This is a genomic window from Syntrophaceae bacterium, assembly GCA_013177825.1.
Lineage (GTDB): Bacteria > Desulfobacterota > Syntrophia > Syntrophales > PHBD01 > PHBD01.
Genome location: JABLXX010000001.1, coordinates 994644 through 1008485, shown reverse-complemented (window position 1 = coordinate 1008485; position 13842 = coordinate 994644). Strand labels below are relative to the sequence as shown.

Here is a 13842-nt window from a genome sequence, read left to right as displayed (position 1 = left end):
AGGAGGATCGAGCCATGAAAAACATCTTTCCGAAAACAGTCGGCGGCGGATTGCGAAGGACAGGAACAATGTGGACGGCTGTCTTCGTCATCACCCTGTTAACGGGAACCATGATTCTTCCCAAGGACTCCGCTGCATCCTGCTTTTACAACAAAACAGACAAAAAGGATGTAACGTTTAACTTCTACTGCGGTTGGTTCTGCCATAACGACTGGAAGATTAATGCAGGGGGACACGAATGCCGACCGGGCAAGGGAGGGTTCGTGCACGTCTTCGCCTCCAGCAGTCAGGGGTATTGTCAAGTCGATGTTGCAAAGCACGGTTGGGTCGAGGTCCATGATGTTTCGAGTAAAGCCGTTATTGAAAGCAAAGACGATAATGGAAACACGACTCAGACATGCGTATTGGATTGGTAGATTTTGATACCCGCTTGAAATCACGTCCAAGCGGGCAAAAGATGTTCCCTCGTATGGATGCTGGCTTTCAAGATTGTCTCCGTTCGGTTGAACGGACTGAATCTGTCCGACTCGGAACGAAGGCAGCGAAAAGGAGAGTCGAGTCATGAAGAATGCATTGACAAAAACTGTCCGTCGGGGGTTGCCGGAGAACGGAACCATGTGGGCGGCGATCATCGTCATCTTCCTGATGACGGGAACCATGATGATCCCCAAAGACGCCGAGGCATCCTGCTTTTACAACAAAACAGATGCGAGAGAGATCATCGTAAACTTTTACTGCGGCTGGTTCTGCCATAATGACTGGAAGATCAATGCAGGGAACCATGAATGCCGACCAGGGAAGGGAGGGTACGTAGACGTCTTTACCTGGAGCAGTAAAGGTGTTTGTCGAGTCGATGTCGCAAAACACGGGTGGGTTGAGGTCTATGATGTTTTGGGGAAAGGTGTTGTAGAAAGCAAGGACGAAAATGGAAACACCACCCATACCTGCACGTTTGGGTGGAAATGATCCAAAAAGTCCGATACTTCTACAAAACAGATTCTGCAAAGACGGTCGCGAAAGGAAGGGGGGTCGTGACCGTCTTTTTTCTTCTCCACCGGGATGAATATCATTCCTTGAGCCGCTGAAACGCTTTTCAGAACACAGCCCTCCTATCCTTCCTCATCGAAGAAACCCCACCAGCAAATCCGGTGCTCTTCCCTCTGCAACCGCCCGGTCTGCCGCTTGACTTCCGGTCAAGGGCTTCATCGAGAAAAAAATCATGTCCATGATCGAGGAAAGGGCCTGCACCCACTTTACGGATGACAAATCGTTCCTGGACAGGTTAAAAGCAGTTCCGGAAAAATTCTCCTGAGATCGAGCCCGGCCGCGAACGCGAGGTTGATGCATGTTCAATCAAGAAGACGGAACACACCGCAGGAGCCGTTTCTGGGGCGAGACCACGGCCTTCCTGGCCCTGTTCCTCGACAACGTCGGCGTTCTCGTCTTCATGAGCGCCATCCTGATGTTCACCTTCAACTACCCCGCGGAGATCATCCTGAAGCGGATGATCCCCGGGACAGCCATCGGTGTCTTTTTCGGAGATCTCGTTTACACATGGCTGGCCGTCCGCCTGAGGAGAAAAACGGGCCGGACCGACGTCACGGCCATGCCCCTGGGCCTCGACACTCCCTCCAGCATCGGCCTCGTCTACGCCGTCCTGGGTCCCGCCTATATCGCCACGAAAAACGCGGAGCTGACCTGGCAGATCGGCATGGCCACCCTCTTCATGATCGGGCTGGCCAAGGTCGTCCTGTCGTTTTTCGGCGCCTGGGTGCAGCGCATCGTCCCCACCGCCGGCATCCTGGGTTCCCTCGCCGGCATCGGGCTCCTCCTGCTGGGCTTCCTGCCGCTTCTGGAGATTTTCAACGAGGTCGTGGTGGGCATGGTGGCCCTGGGGCTGATTTTCGCCACCCTCCTGGGCCGGATGGAGCTGCCCGGGCGTATCCCCGGCATCTTGCTCGCGGTAATCCTGGGATCGGCCCTCCATTTCGCTCTCGGCTACGGCGGATACATCCCGGAGTTCAAGGCCCCGAGCTTCGAGATGTCTCTTTGTATCCCTGTCTTCTCGCTTTCCTTTCTAAAGAGCCTGCCCCAGAGCCTCCAGTATCTGCCCATCGCCGTTCCCTTCGCGATCCTGACCATCATCGGCGGGATCAACAACACGGAAAGCGCCCGCCTGGCGGGGGACGATTACAGGACCCGGGACATCCTGCTGACGGAGGCCGTTACCTCCCTCGTCGCCTCGTTTTTCGGCGGCGTGGCGCAGACGACGCCCTACATCGGCCACCCTGCCTACAAGAAGATGGGCGCAACCCACTGGTACACACTCATGACGGGCCTCCTCATCGGCATCGGCTCCGTCGTCGGCCTCCTGTCCCTGATCGTGGGCCTCATCCCGCGGGCCGTCCTGGCCCCGATCTTCATCTTCATCGGCCTGGAAATCATCCGCCAGGCCTACCGGGAAGCCCCTGACGCCCACTCGCCCGCCGTCAGCATGAGTTTCCTGCCCGTCGTCGCCAACCTCGTGATCATCATCCTGGGCCAGTTCCTGGGCGCCCTGGAGGTCAACCCGAACACGCTTCCGGCGCGCCTTCAGACGATGTTTCAGACGCTGACCGTCCTCAGCAACGGCTTCATCCTGACCGGCCTGCTCTGGGGAAGCGTCGTGGCGTTTCTCATTGATCGGAAGCCGCGCCCGGCCGCCCTGTGCGCCTTTCTCTGCGCCGTTTTCAGTCTCTTCGGCTTCATCCACTCGATCTTGCCCACCGGCGAGATTTACCTTCCCTGGGAGGCCGGATCAAATCAGCCATTCATGATCGCCCTGGCTTACGTCATCCTGTCCGCCATCTTCCTCAGCCTGAAGGCGGAGGACGGGGTCTGACCGGCGGGCGCAAAGACGCACGACGGACATGGAGGTGTCCGTTTCGAGCGGATGTGGGATGAGGGGAAACGAGGAAAAGCAGGATCAGCCGCGCCTGGAGGCAGAAAGGGATTCCTCCAGGCGACCGGTACGATGAAAGATCAGGCTGGCCTGGGCTCGCGGACGACAGGACGAATCTTTCCCGCGACCGCTTTTGCCTTTGCCGCCTCTTCCTGTTCCAGAAGCACAGCGGCGGCGTTCTTCTCGCAGAAGGTGCCGGGCTCGTACGTCCAGCCGTCGGCCAGTCGTTCTTCTTCCCTCTGCAGCATGAGATGGGCATAGCGGCCGACAACAGGCGCGATCAGCCGAGTCGTCCAGCCGAAGGTCTCATAGAGATCCCCGAGGAGCCGGTCGGCCTTCACGGCGATCCGCGGATTGCTGCGTCGGTACCACTTCCGGATCGCCCAGACGGCGCCCGCATAGCTCGATCTCAGGGGGAAAACCTCCCGGTCGATGCGTTTCCGGATCCGCGGCGCCTGATCCCTGTTCGCTTTCCATCCGTCCAGCATCACCCGGATCATGCGCAGCAGGCTGGGTCCGTTCACCTCGAAGTCGCGCCGGAAGGCCTCCAGGAGAAATTCCTCTTCCTGACCGTTCCGGATATGCCGGTGACGATAGTTGAAGCGATACTGCCCGTGGGCATCGGCGAGGGGGAATTCCGTTTCCGGAAGCAATGTTCCGTCCTCTTTGTGCTTTTCATGAAGAGGCGTCCCCGGAACCGGCGAATAGAGCATGAACTGGTGAAAAACCGTATCATGGCTGATCGCATAGTCGATCACGTCATCCATGGTTTCGGGCCGGTGCTCTTCGAGCCCGATGATGGAGGAACCCAGGACCCGGATGCCGTGGGACTGCAGGGTCTTCACCAGATCGCGGGTGTCCACTCCCTTCAGCTTGTCATAGGCGCTCTCTTCCCCTTCCAGCCCCATCCAGACCCAGCTTATGCCAAGCCTCAGCAACTGGTCGATGCTGTAGGATTTCAGGACCCGGGCGGAGCTGAAGACATAGACGGCCCAGCTCTTGTTGTGGGCCTCCATCAACTCGAGAAGCCGGAGCGCCCTTTTCTTGTGGAGAAGAAAGTTTTCGTCCAGCGTGAAGAAGGACCTCGTCTCGAGATTCTTCTCGAGTTCGCACATGACGGCAAAAAGCTCATCCCCCGTTTCATAGAAATGGATGCAATTGCCCTTGCCGCCGAACAGGGCCGAGGTCGAACAGAAGTTGCATCCGACGGGACAGCCGACGGAGGGAATCAGGATCGCCGCCGTGCCGCCGCGCCTGCCGCCGATATTGATGCCCAACATCCTGCTGCCGAAGCCGGATATCGCCATGGGGTGCCGGATCGGCGTCTTGTCGTCCTGTCCCAGGTACCGCTGAAACCACCGGATCCCCTCACCACGGACGATGATGTCCGCGTCGATCATCTGCTCAAGTCCTTCCTTCCCGGTGACATGGCCGCCGACGACGATCGTAGCGGCGGGCTGGTGCTGCCGGATCAGCCGGCACATTTCCCGGATCTTGCCGACATTGGGAAGAATCCCGCTGATGCCGATGACCTCGTAGGTGCGATCCCGGATTTCCCCAATGAAGCGCTCCCGGTCGGGAAAATCGAGGAGGGTGCAGGGAGCCTCCAGGTTGGCCTGGATCATCATGAGGCCGAAGGACCGGTGAAACATGCGCAGGGAGAATCCCCCCTGAACGCGCGTCACCTGATTCTGGTACAGCTCCATCGGGTTGATCCTGCGGCTGCCGTATTCATCATCCTGAGCATAGGGTCCGAAGACGCTGGTCAGCAGGATGCGGGCCCGGGTACCGAGCGGATGGCGGGGCTGGTTGGTCATTAATTTTCTCCTGTGAAAAGGGATGATTTTTGCGGGTGAGTTGTCTTTAGTATGGATACCGGCCAAAAGGAAGACCCAAGTCGTTGTTTTACAATACTTTTACAATGCACACCGGAGTGACGCAGCCATTGGGAACGATTGACAGGAGGCCCGCCGTCATATAGGTATCCTCCCATGCCGTCGCGTCTCCGCAGATAACGTCGATCCGTCTCCTTTTATCGGCAAACCGGCTCATTACGAGCAATCCTCCCGATGCAGGCCGTGGGAGGGCACCCGCACCCGCAGGAAGGGATCATGGAACAGGCAAAATGGTTTTTCCGCCCCGTCTTCACCTTCGTCCTTTCCGTGATCGCGCTGGCCATCTCGCTTTTTCTCTACATCTACTGGTATGTCGGAGTCAGCGAGGGGCTCAAGGCGCTGAGCCTTCGCTACAATCTCGATCCGAACCAGTTTTTCGAGGCAAAGACCTGGGTCGTCATCGTCATCCTGTCGCTCCTGGTCGGCGTCATCCTGGTCGGCGTGCTCATGATCTTCATTTACAATGTCAAGACGATGCACCTCTACCGCCTGCAGAACACGTTCATCAACAACTTCACCCACGAGCTGAAAACACCGGTCACGTCGCTGAAACTCTACCTTGAAACCTTCGCGAAACATGAGATACCGAGAGAAGACCAGCTCCGGTATATCGACTTCATGCTCCGGGACGTGGAGAGGCTGGCCGGCAACATCAACAGCATCCTGAACCTGGCGCGGATTGAAAGCAGGGTTTACCGAGGCGACTTCACGACGGTGGACCTGGTGGAGTTGATGCGGGAGTTCCTGGTTAGCAACCGCCATCTCTTCCGGGGTTGTGAAATCAGCCTGGAAAACCCGTCAGGCGGGGCAATCCTTTATCCCGTCGTTGTCCCCCTGTTTGAAATGCTGCTCATGAATACCCTGACCAACGCCATGAAATACAACGATTCCGGGAATCCCCGCGTCCGGATCTCCTTCGGGCGGGACAAGGAACGCATCCTGATCCACTTCCGGGACAACGGAATCGGCATCGACGGGAAGGATCTTAAAAATATATTCAGGAAGTTCTACCAGGGACACCACCGGAGTGAACAGGTACCCGCCGGGGGAAGCGGCATCGGCCTCTACCTCGCCCAGCAAATCGCCAGGCTCCACCAGGGGAACATGACGGCCGAGAGCGATGGAATCGGGAAGGGATCCGTGTTCACCCTGTCCCTGCACCGCCCGGCAAAGAAAAAAGGATAACCATGAAAGAGAGTCCAACCAGGCGCATCCTCATCATTGAAGACGACGAGCACATCGCCGAGGGGCTGAAGCTGAACCTGACCCTTCAGGGGTACGAGACGGCGATTGCCGGCAGCGGAACGCGGGGGCTTGACCTGTGGAAAGAGTGGAATCCCCACCTGATTGTCCTCGACATCATGCTGCCCGGGCTGGACGGCCTGTCGGTCCTGCGCCACATCCGCCTGGAGGACGAGAGGCTCCCCGTTCTGATTCTTTCCGCCAAAGGGGAGCCCGATGACCGGATCAGGGGGTTTTCCTGCGGCGTCGACGACTACCTGGCCAAGCCTTTTAACCTGGATGAATTTCTGCTCCGGGTCGAACGGCTCCTCATGAGATCCTCCTGGAGCCGGGGCGGCACAGCGGACGGTGGGAGGACGGGACGCGAAGCCGCGAATATTTATACCTTCGGCGAGAACATCATCGATTTCGAAAAGAAGACGGCACAGTGCAGGCAGGGGCTTATTCAGCTTACGGACCAGGAAATAAAGCTGCTCCGGGTGTTTATCACGAACCGGGGGAAGCCGCTGTCGCGCAAGGTACTCCTGGAGGTAGGCTGGGGGTACTCGGGTGTGACGGCGACGCGGACGGTGGACAGCTTCATGGTCCGCCTGCGGAAATACTTCGAGCTGGATCCGGAGCACCCTGTCTACTTCAAGAGCCTCCGCTCGGTGGGCTACCTGTTCGACCACCCGTGACCAGGAACATGCGATTCTTCAAAACATCCGGGCAGGGCCCTGCCGCTTCGAGGAGTCGGCGGGCCGTGAGCGTTCTCGCTTCCTGACTTGAATCAGGTTGCTTCGATTTTCCGGATGGCCTCGAAGAGCATCCGGTTCACCGGCACGGCGACGCTGTATTTCTCCCCCAGGGCGATCATCGTCCCGGCGAACATCTCCACCTCGGTCTTCCGGCGGGCCTCCACGTCCTGCAGCATGGACGTCTTGCCCCCGGGGCTCAGGCGGGCCAGGATCGGGTCGAAGGCCTCGATGTCCTCTTTCGTAAGGCACACGCCGGCTTTTTCAGCGACGGCGATCACCTCGCGCATGGACGACAGCATCAGCTCCCGAGCGTCCGACGGAGCCTGGAAGGCGGCATAGGGCGCCCGCAGGACCGCCGAGGCCTGGTTGATGCCCACGTTGGCCATGAACTTCCACCAGAGGGTGCGGATCATGTCGGGCGGCGTCTCCCAGGCGATCCCCGCCCGGTCGAACAGCGCCTGCACCCGGGCGACCCGCTCCGTGACGGCGGGATTCTTCGCCTCCCCGAAAAAGATCCTTCCCTGCGTCGTGTAGACAACGCGGTTGCCCTCCCGGAGGGCGTCGATCCCCATGGTCAGGGCGTACAGGACCTTGTCCATGCCGTAGACGGCGCCGATGCGCTCCTCGCTGTCGATCCCGTTCATGAGGGACAGGATGACCGTATCCCCGCCGACCCGGTTTTTCATCTCCCCGATCGCCGCGTCCAGGTGGTGGTTCTTGACGGCGACGATCACGAGATCCGCCGGCGGCGATGCGTCCTCCGGCGGAAGAACGGGGATGGCGTAATGCCTGCCGTTGACGATCACCCCTTCCCGCCTGAGCCGCTCGAAACGCTCGCCGGCGGCGACGAAGGACGCACATCCCGGATCCATGTCGTACAAGAGCGCCCCGTAGGCCGCCCCCAGCGCACCCGCCCCGATGATGGAAACCTTCTGGATGGCCGGCATCACATTCGCCTCCCTGTACATGGTCGCACGGTCCGTTTTCCATGAGACCGGTCTGCAATATGAAACGGATGGCCGTGACGGGATCCGCCCCCGAGGAGCCAAAAACCCCGATCCCGGCGTCCCGGAGGGATGGCCGGATCGGGGCGGATGCCCGCCCTTCAGCCACCCCGACGCATTACGCTTCCGGATATTACCATCCGCTGCGCTTCCGACGTACCTTCGTAAATCTCGGCGATCTTGGCGTCCCGCATCAGGCGCTCCACCTTCGCTCCCTTGACATACCCGTACCCGCCGTGGATCTGGACTGCCTTGACGGTTTGCCGCATCGCCGCCTCCGTGGCGAACAGTTTGGCCATGGAGGCCTCCGTGCCGAAAGGCCTACCGATGTCCAGGAGCCAGGCGGCATGGCAGGCGAGATGCCGGGCCGCGGCCAGGTCCGTCGCCATGTCGGCGATCATCCAGGCGATGGCCTGCTGCCGCGCGATGGGGCTGCCGAACTGGACCCGCTCCCGGGCATACCGGACCGACTCGTCCAGCGCCGCCTGCAGGATGCCCACGGCCTGGGCGGCGATCCCGACCCGCCCGCGCTCGAATCCCTTCATGGCGACACCAAGCCCCCCTCCCTCGCCGCCGAGGATGTTTTCCGCAGGAACGCGGCAATTGCGGAAGTGGACCTCCGACGTCTGGGACGCCCGGAGGCCCATCTTGTGGAAGGGCTGCCCCGGCTCCAGCCCGGGGGTCCCCCGGGGAACCAGGAAGGCGCTCATGCCTTTCCGGCCCGCGGAGCGGTCGGTCCAGCAGAAGACGATGTAGGTGTCCGCGATGGGACCGTTGGAGACGAAGGTCTTGGTCCCGTTGATGACGTAATCGCTCCCCTCCCGCACGGCCTCCGTGCGGACGGCCATGACGTCGGTCCCGGCGCCCGGCTCGGTCAGCAGGAAGGCCCCCAGGTGGCGGCCCTCCGCCAGGGGTACGAGGTACTTCCGCTTCTGTTCCTCCGTCCCGGAGAGAAGAATCGCCGTACCGATGATGCCGGCGTGAAACGAAAGGGTGAAGCCCGTGGACGAGCAGGACCGGGAGATCTCCTCCACGGCGACGGCATGGGTCTGAAAATCCGCCCCGGCGCCCCCGTACTCCCGGGGAATGGGAATGCCCATCCAGCCGTCCTCGCCGAGCTTCCGGAAGACCTCCGCCGGATGGCGGCTGTGCTCGTCGATCTCCGCGGCGATGGGCTCCACGTACCGGTCGGCGAATTCCCGCATGTTCCTGCGGATCAGGTCCTGCTCCTCGGTCCACTGAAAATCCATGGCGGCCTCCTCCGGTTCGGATCCCTGCCGGTTCGGCTACGAGTACGGCTTCACGTCCTCTTCGTTCCGGAGAACCCGGAGCCCCCCCTCCGCCAGGGCTGTCATCTCGTCCTCGCCGGGATACACGAAGACGGGGGCGATGAAGCGGACCCGCTCCCCGATCCGGCCGGTGAGCATCTCCGAGTGGGCCAGCCCGCCCGTCAGGACGATCCCGTCGATCCGCCCCGCCAGGACCGTGCTCATGGCGCCGATGTCCTTGGCGGCCTGGTAGGCCATGGCCTCGAAGACGAGCCCGGCCTTTTCGTCCCCGCCCCGGATCCGCTCCTCGACGACCCGGGCGTCCGTCGTGCCGAGATAAGCCGCCAGTCCGCCCTTTCCCACCAGGCGACCCTGGAGCTGCTTCCTGTCCATCGTCCCGGAAAGGGCGAGGTCCAGGAGGTCCATCGTCGGCAGCGCCCCGGCCCGCTCCGGCGTGAAGGGGCCTTCCGCGAGCCCGTGAGTGCAGTCGACGACCCGGCCCTTCCGGTGGGCGCCGATGGTGATGCCTCCCCCCAGGTGGGCCACGACGACGTCGATCTCCTCGTACTTCTTCCCCAGCCCGGCGGCGCATCGCCGCGCCGCCATCTTCTGGTTCAGGGCGTGGAGCCCGCTCTTGCGCTCGATCTCGGGGATCCCGGAGATCCGGGCCAAAGGCTCGAACTCGTCGGTGCTGGGCGGATCGATGACGATGGCGGGCATGCCGCATTTTTTTGAAAAGTCGAGGGCCATGGACGGCCCCAGGGCGGAGGGATGCGTCCCGTAGACCCCCTCCAGGAGGTCGCGGCGCATGGCGTCGTCGATCCGGTAGGCCCCGGCGGGCGCCGGCCGTCCCAGGCCGCCGCGGCTGACCACGATGTCGATCTCCTCCAGGCCGATCCCGTTTTTCTCCAGGAACTTCAGGACGCCTTCCTCGCGCAGGGGAAGCTGCTCCGCCAGGGAGGAAAAGCGGGACAGGTCCTCCCCCCGGTAGACGATGTTCTCCTGGGCGACGGCCTGCTCTCCCCGGAAGAAGGCGACTTTCGTCGAGGTCGAGCCGACGTTGATGGCGAGCAGAAGAAATTCCTTATCCATGGTTCGCTCCTTTGCCGCTCATCAGGCCGGCCAAGGCGATTTCCACGACCCGGTTTTCCGCGGACGTGAAGGGAAGCTTCAGGAGCACCGGCCCGGCCGTTCCCGCAACAAAGCCCACCGTCTGCATGCCTCCGAAGAAGACAAGGGATTCCGCCAGCAGGTGGCCCGTATCGATCTCGGGAACCAGGTAAATGTCCACATTGCCGGTGACGGCGCTTTGCAGTCCCTTCCGGTCCGCCGCGACCTTGCTCAAGGCGCAGTCGATGTCCACGGGACCCTCGACGACGGCCTTGCCGAACTGCCTCCTCTCCCCCATTTTGGAGAGGATCGCCGCGTCCAGCGTCGAAGGGATGCCCGGATTGACCTGCTCGATCGCCGCCAGGACGGCCACGTTCGGCGTCTCGATGCCGAGCCGGCGCGCAAGCTGGAGGGCGTTGTTCAGGATCCCCTGCTTCTCGACCAGGCCAGGGAAGTCGTTGAGGAACGTATCCGTAATGAGGATCAGCTTCTCCCGTTTCAGGAGCGGAAAGACGGAGATGTAGCTCGCCGTGCCGCCCTTTTTCTTCAGGCCGTCAGCGGGATCCAGCACGGCTTTCATCACGGCCCGGTGCGAAGCGCCCCCCTGCATCAGGATGTCGGCCCGGCCCTCCCGCACCCGCACCACCGCCTGCCGCAGGGCCTCCTTCCGGTCGGCCCCGTCCACGATCTCGTGCTCCCGGGATGCCAGGGGCGTCCGGCCGACGGCGGCTTTCAGTGCCTCCGCTCTGCCGATCAGACAGGGAACAGCGAGTCCCGACGACGACGCCCGGGAGAGGATCCGGATATCTTCGACGGTGGGAAAAGGAACGGCAATCCGCTTCGGCCCCGCCTGCATGGCCGCTTCCAGGATGTCTTTGAAGGACCGGATCATCTCAGTGCACCTCCTTTCCCATGCGGTCGGCCAGGACGACGCACATGGCCAGCTGCTGTACGATGTTGTCGCTGAAGTCGGACCGGGCGGGGATGCAGACCGGACCTCGGGACGTGGCGACGAGCGAGCTGCGCGTCACGTCAAGGAAGAAGTCGAGCTTGCAGATGACGTTGCCCGTGTCGAGGCAGGGCACCACCAGGATGTGGGGCATCTCCCGCCTGACGTCTCCGGCCGGGGCCCCTGGCCTCCGGGAGCCCCGGAATATCTCCGTGAAGGAGGTGGCGTCGACGATGTCGCATTCCCCCAGCTCGCCGGCGGCCGCCGCCTTCCTGAGAAACCGGTAGTCCCGGTAGGAGGCCAGATCGCCGCCCACCTCCCGGTGACCCGAGAGGATGGCAACCCGCGGCCTCGGGACGCCCATGAGGTGGTAGACGAAGGCGGCGTTCTTGATGATCTCCGCCTTGGCCCTGGCGTCGGGTTTGATGTTGACACCCGTGTCCGTGAAGACCACCAGGTGGTCGATGCCGGGGATCTCCCAGAATGTGACGACGCTCACGGTCATGCCGGAGGCCGCTTTCGCCTCCTCGCGGATGATGGAGCGGTAGATGTAGGAGGTCGGAATCTGGCCCTTGCTCGCAATGGGCAGCTCCCCCGAGAAGAGCATGCGGATCCCCAGGTCGGAGATGGCCTGCTGCTCGACACCGGGGATCTTGTCGAAACTCCCGATGTCGAAGCCGACTTTGGCCGCCACCCGCTCCATCTTTTCGGCGTTGCCGATGAGGACGGGCTCGATGTAGCCCATCTCCCAGCTTGTCTTGACCGCCCGCATAAAGTCCTCGTCCTCCGGTGCGAGCACGGCGAGCTTCTTCGGTCCCTTTTCCTTCGCTATCCGGGTAAAATCTGCCAACGATCGGATCATGGTCAACCCCCTTCGTCAGGACTGTCGCGCAGCCGGGGTAACGCCCCTTGGTACCGCCGTGTCAATCCATGGATTTATTGACTTGACAGGGAGGCTAATATAAAAGGCACAAAATAAAAAATATATTATTCATCTCTAATTGATATCTATAACAAATCAATGGAACTTCGACACATCACCTCATTTATCGCTGTCGCCGAAGAGCTTCATTTCGGCCGAGCCGCGAAAAGACTGAACATTTCTCAACCGCCCCTCAGCCAGCAGATCCGGCAACTGGAAGAGGAAATCGGGGTCCGGCTGTTCAACCGCACCAGGCGGCGTGTAGAGATCACCGCGGCCGGACTCGTGTTCCTGACGGAGGCCCGACGCATCATGGCCCTGACAAAAGAAGCGGTCCGTCAGACGATCCGCGCCGACAGGGGAGAGCTCGGGAGCCTGGCCATCGGCTTCATCGGATCCGCCAATTATAGCGTACTCCCCCGGGTCATTCTCGATTTCCGGAAGCAGTACCAGGATGTCGAGGTTTCCCTGACGGAGATGAACACAAGCCATCAGCTGGAGGCCCTCCGCGATGACCGGATCCATGTCGGGTTCATGCGGCCGCCCCGGGGCATCGAAAACGAAGGAATATCCGTGGAGCCGGTCTTTCGGGAACCGCTGGTTGCGGCCATTCCCGACCATCACCCCCTGAAAGGGGAGACCCCTCTGCCGCTGCGCCTGCTGGCAAAAGAATCTTTCATCATGATTCCGAGACAGCGGGGGCCCGGCTTCTTCGATTCCATCATTGCCCTCTGTCAGCAGGAAGGCTTCAGCCCCCATATCGTCCTCGAAGCGTCGCAGTTCCACACGGTCATCGGCCTGGTGGCAACGGGAATCGGCGTGTCGATCTTGCCCGCCTCCATGCAGCGTTCCCGCATGAAGGGCGTTGTATTCCGAACGATTGCTGGCGGCGTGGAGACGGTCCTCGACATGGCCTGGGTCACCGGCAATCCGTCACCGGTCCTGCGGAATTTTATCGACATCGCCAGGAAAACGGCGCGCTCGCTTTCCCCGTGCACGTAACCGGACGGCACGCTCGAGGCAGGAGGAAAGGTGGAGCGCGGGGGTTGGTCTTCTTTGCCTTCAACCGGCGGGGCGTCCCTCTCCCCGGTCCCGGGCCGGGCTTCGATCCGCCGCTCCGGCGCCACCGGTCATGCCCCCGGCATCACTCCGGCTGCTCTTCAATCATCGGGATGATCCGCACCTGCACCATCCCCCGGCCGAAAAAGCCAAGCTCCCGCGCCGCCGCCCGCGACAGGTCGATGAATTCGAAGCTGTGACGGCGGCAGCGGTCGTTGACGGTCACGACGACCGACCGGTCGTTGGCGAGGTTGATCACCTTCACCCGCGTGCCCAGGGGCAGTGCCGGATGGGCCGCCGTCATCTTCCGGGGGTCGTAGACCGCCCCCGAGCTGGTTTTCCTGAAATTGTAGCGCTTGTGGTAATAATAGGCCTTCCCGAGCGTCCCATCCTGCTCGTCCCCGGCGGACGCATCCGCTTTCTCCACCACGGCGGGTTCACTGCCGGTCGGCTCTTCCGCCCGGAGGGGCAGGACGGCGGCGAAAAAAACAAGCAGGCAGGCGGCGGCAATCCATGCGGTCTTACCGATCCGATTCACTGGGTGCATGCACGACTCCCCGGCAATGAATTTCCACGCAAGCGGATCATTCCATACCATACTCACCGGCGGAATCAAATCATCGATCCGGTCCGCCCCGAAACCGCCTCTTGCCAGCACGCCGGATTTCTGGTAGCGTTCCGACTGTTTCAGATAAATTTCCAAGCGATATTCACT

Annotated in this window: 13 protein-coding genes; 6 read left to right on the top strand and 7 right to left on the bottom strand. The window is 61.5% G+C overall.

Going from position 1 to position 13842, the window contains the following annotated elements; all coding sequences use genetic code 11:
* Positions 1-14 precede the first annotated feature (14 nt).
* The 3 genes from HPY65_04505 to HPY65_04495 all read left to right on the top strand — a co-directional run bounded on the left by HPY65_04505 (position 15) and on the right by HPY65_04495 (position 2881).
* Positions 15-416: a hypothetical protein gene (locus HPY65_04505; GenBank protein ID NPU83729.1), complete on the top strand. Its 402-nt coding sequence runs from the start codon at positions 15-17 to the stop codon at positions 414-416.
* A 145-nt stretch (positions 417-561) separates the two neighbouring features.
* A complete protein-coding gene (locus tag HPY65_04500) occupies positions 562-966 on the top strand; it encodes a hypothetical protein (GenBank protein NPU83728.1) in 405 nt (134 codons plus the stop codon).
* A 379-nt stretch (positions 967-1345) separates the two neighbouring features.
* On the top strand, positions 1346-2881 hold the full coding sequence (locus HPY65_04495) for an MFS transporter (protein NPU83727.1): 1536 nt from the start codon (positions 1346-1348) through the stop codon (positions 2879-2881).
* 140 nt (positions 2882-3021) lie between these two features.
* On the opposite strand, the gene HPY65_04490 is transcribed toward HPY65_04495, so the two are convergent.
* On the bottom strand, positions 3022-4758 hold the full coding sequence (locus HPY65_04490; GenBank protein NPU83726.1) for a B12-binding domain-containing radical SAM protein: 1737 nt from the start codon (positions 4756-4758) through the stop codon (positions 3022-3024).
* A gap of 294 nt (positions 4759-5052) precedes the next feature.
* On the opposite strand from HPY65_04490, the gene HPY65_04485 reads away from it, so the two are divergent.
* Complete coding sequence (locus tag HPY65_04485) at positions 5053-6021, top strand: HAMP domain-containing histidine kinase (GenBank protein NPU83725.1); 969 nt, start codon at positions 5053-5055, stop codon at positions 6019-6021.
* Positions 6022-6023: 2 nt separating this feature from the next.
* Positions 6024-6755 carry a response regulator transcription factor gene (locus HPY65_04480; GenBank protein NPU83724.1) on the top strand — a complete coding sequence of 244 codons (732 nt, stop codon included), beginning with the start codon at positions 6024-6026 and terminating at the stop codon, positions 6753-6755.
* A gap of 92 nt (positions 6756-6847) precedes the next feature.
* Here the strand turns inward: HPY65_04480 and HPY65_04475 are convergent, their stop codons facing one another.
* From HPY65_04475 to HPY65_04455, 5 genes are all read right to left on the bottom strand, one after another.
* A complete protein-coding gene (locus HPY65_04475) occupies positions 6848-7762 on the bottom strand; it encodes a 2-dehydropantoate 2-reductase (GenBank protein ID NPU83723.1) in 915 nt (304 codons plus the stop codon).
* Between the two features lie 158 nt (positions 7763-7920).
* Complete coding sequence (locus HPY65_04470) at positions 7921-9069, bottom strand: acyl-CoA dehydrogenase (protein ID NPU83722.1); 1149 nt, start codon at positions 9067-9069, stop codon at positions 7921-7923.
* A gap of 36 nt (positions 9070-9105) precedes the next feature.
* Positions 9106-10179 carry a butyrate kinase gene (buk, locus tag HPY65_04465; GenBank protein ID NPU83721.1) on the bottom strand — a complete coding sequence of 358 codons (1074 nt, stop codon included), beginning with the start codon at positions 10177-10179 and terminating at the stop codon, positions 9106-9108.
* The gene (locus HPY65_04460; protein NPU83720.1) at positions 10172-11089 is read right to left on the bottom strand and encodes a phosphate butyryltransferase; all 918 of its coding nucleotides are present in this window, start codon (positions 11087-11089) and stop codon (positions 10172-10174) included. The genes buk and HPY65_04460 overlap by 8 nt, the downstream gene beginning before the upstream one ends.
* 1 nt (position 11090) lies before the next feature.
* Positions 11091-12008 carry a phosphate butyryltransferase gene (locus tag HPY65_04455; protein NPU83719.1) on the bottom strand — a complete coding sequence of 306 codons (918 nt, stop codon included), beginning with the start codon at positions 12006-12008 and terminating at the stop codon, positions 11091-11093.
* A 159-nt stretch (positions 12009-12167) separates the two neighbouring features.
* On the opposite strand from HPY65_04455, the gene HPY65_04450 reads away from it, so the two are divergent.
* A complete protein-coding gene (locus HPY65_04450; protein NPU83718.1) occupies positions 12168-13070 on the top strand; it encodes a LysR family transcriptional regulator in 903 nt (300 codons plus the stop codon).
* Positions 13071-13212: 142 nt separating this feature from the next.
* Here the strand turns inward: HPY65_04450 and HPY65_04445 are convergent, their stop codons facing one another.
* Positions 13213-13674 (bottom strand): septal ring lytic transglycosylase RlpA family protein, encoded by a 462-nt coding sequence (locus tag HPY65_04445; protein ID NPU83717.1) that lies wholly within the window; start codon positions 13672-13674, stop codon positions 13213-13215.
* Between the last annotated feature and the right edge of the window lie 168 nt (positions 13675-13842).

Excerpts from the sequence above, each read along its gene's own strand:
- HPY65_04505 (NPU83729.1), top strand. The coding sequence starts at position 15 with ATGAAAAACATCTTTCCGAAAACAGTCGGCGGCGGATTGCGAAGGACA.
- HPY65_04500 (NPU83728.1), top strand. The coding sequence starts at position 562 with ATGAAGAATGCATTGACAAAAACTGTCCGTCGGGGGTTGCCGGAGAAC.
- HPY65_04495 (NPU83727.1), top strand. The coding sequence starts at position 1,346 with ATGTTCAATCAAGAAGACGGAACACACCGCAGGAGCCGTTTCTGGGGC.
- HPY65_04490 (NPU83726.1), bottom strand. The coding sequence starts at position 4,758 with ATGACCAACCAGCCCCGCCATCCGCTCGGTACCCGGGCCCGCATCCTG.
- HPY65_04485 (NPU83725.1), top strand. The coding sequence starts at position 5,053 with ATGGAACAGGCAAAATGGTTTTTCCGCCCCGTCTTCACCTTCGTCCTT.
- HPY65_04480 (NPU83724.1), top strand. The coding sequence starts at position 6,024 with ATGAAAGAGAGTCCAACCAGGCGCATCCTCATCATTGAAGACGACGAG.
- HPY65_04475 (NPU83723.1), bottom strand. The coding sequence starts at position 7,762 with ATGCCGGCCATCCAGAAGGTTTCCATCATCGGGGCGGGTGCGCTGGGG.
- HPY65_04470 (NPU83722.1), bottom strand. The coding sequence starts at position 9,069 with ATGGATTTTCAGTGGACCGAGGAGCAGGACCTGATCCGCAGGAACATG.
- buk (NPU83721.1), bottom strand. The coding sequence starts at position 10,179 with ATGGATAAGGAATTTCTTCTGCTCGCCATCAACGTCGGCTCGACCTCG.
- HPY65_04460 (NPU83720.1), bottom strand. The coding sequence starts at position 11,089 with ATGATCCGGTCCTTCAAAGACATCCTGGAAGCGGCCATGCAGGCGGGG.
- HPY65_04455 (NPU83719.1), bottom strand. The coding sequence starts at position 12,008 with ATGATCCGATCGTTGGCAGATTTTACCCGGATAGCGAAGGAAAAGGGA.
- HPY65_04450 (NPU83718.1), top strand. The coding sequence starts at position 12,168 with ATGGAACTTCGACACATCACCTCATTTATCGCTGTCGCCGAAGAGCTT.
- HPY65_04445 (NPU83717.1), bottom strand. The coding sequence starts at position 13,674 with ATGCACCCAGTGAATCGGATCGGTAAGACCGCATGGATTGCCGCCGCC.